Source organism: Methylobacterium hispanicum (assembly GCF_022179285.1).
GTDB lineage: Bacteria > Pseudomonadota > Alphaproteobacteria > Rhizobiales > Beijerinckiaceae > Methylobacterium > Methylobacterium hispanicum.
Window position 1 is genome coordinate 1 of the sequence record NZ_BPQO01000078.1, and the last position, 1,434, is coordinate 1,434.

Sequence of the window (1,434 nt, forward strand, 5' to 3'; positions counted from 1 at the left end):
ACCGGCTTTCGCGAGTACGACGCGCGCTGGCTGTTTCCCGACGAGATCAACCTGATGGGCGTCCAGGCGCTCGGGCTGGGGATCGGCACCCTCGTGCACGAGCGCGGCGTGCGCCCCGACATCGTCACCGGCCACGACTTCCGCGCCTACTCCTCCTCCATCAAGCTCGCCCTCATCGCCGGCATGCAGGCCGCCGGCCTGCGCGTGAAGGACATCGGGCTGGCCCTCTCCCCCATGGCCTATTTCGGACAGTTCGCCCTCGACTGCCCCTGCGTGGCCATGGTCACCGCCTCCCACAACGACAACGGCTGGACCGGCGTGAAGATGGGCGCCGAGCGCCCCATGACCTTCGGCCCCGACGAGATGGGCCGGCTGAAAGAGATCGTGCTCACCGGCGCCTTCCAGTACCGCAGCGGCGGCGCCTACGAATACGTGCCCGACTTCGCCGAGACCTACCTGGCCGACCTGAAGAGCCGCGCCAAGCCCCTCACCCGCAAGCTCAAGGTGGTCGCCGCCTGCGGCAACGGCACCGCCGGCGCCTTCGCGCCCCGCCTGCTCGAGTCCCTCGGCGTCGAGGTGGTGCCGCTGGATGTCGCCCCCGACTGGACCTTCCCGCGCTACAACCCCAACCCCGAGGACATGGCCATGCTGCACGCCATCGCCGAGGCCGTGAAGGAGACCGGCGCCGATGTCGGGCTCGGCTTCGACGGCGACGGCGACCGCTGCGGCGTGGTCGACGAGGAGGGCCACGAGATCTTCGCCGACAAGATCGGCGTGATGCTGGCGCGCGACCTCGGCCGGCTGCATCCGGACGCGACCTTCGTGGTGGACGTGAAGTCCACCGGCCTCTACGCCAGCGACCCCGAGCTGCAGCGGGTCGGGGCGCGGACCGACTACTGGAAGACGGGCCACTCCTACATCAAGCGGCGGGTCAACGAACTCTCCGCGCTGGCCGGGTTCGAGAAGTCGGGCCACTTCTTCTTCAACGAACCGATCGGGCGGGGCTACGACGACGGGCTGCTCACCGCGATCGCGGTGCTGGAGATGCTCGACCGCAACCCCGGCCGCTCCATGGCCGAGCTCTACCGGGCGCTGCCGCAGACCTGGGGCTCGCCGACCATGTCGCCCCACTGCGCCGACGAGGCGAAGTACGGCGTGGTGGACAAGGTGACCGCGCGCTTCCGGGCGCTGCAGGCGGCGGGCGAGCCGGTGGCGGGGCAGAGGATCGTGGACCTCGTCACCGTCAACGGCGTGCGGGTGACGGCCGAGGACGGCACCTGGGGTTTGGTGCGCGCCTCCTCCAACAAGCCCGAGCTGGTGGTGGTCGTCGAGAGCCCGGTCTCGGAGGCGCGCCTGCGCGCCATGTTCGAGGCCGTCGACGCCGTCCTGCGCCAGAACCCAGAGGTCGGCGCCTACAACCAGACCATCTAGGGC

The 1,434-nt window shown here is 70.3% G+C and carries 1 protein-coding gene; it reads left to right on the forward strand.

The genetic code is table 11. The features are described from left to right. On the forward strand, window positions 1-1,431 hold a 1,431-nt coding region (locus MFF56_RS31780), incomplete at its 5' end, for a phosphomannomutase/phosphoglucomutase (RefSeq protein WP_238232195.1). Window positions 1,432-1,434 lie beyond the last annotated feature (3 nt).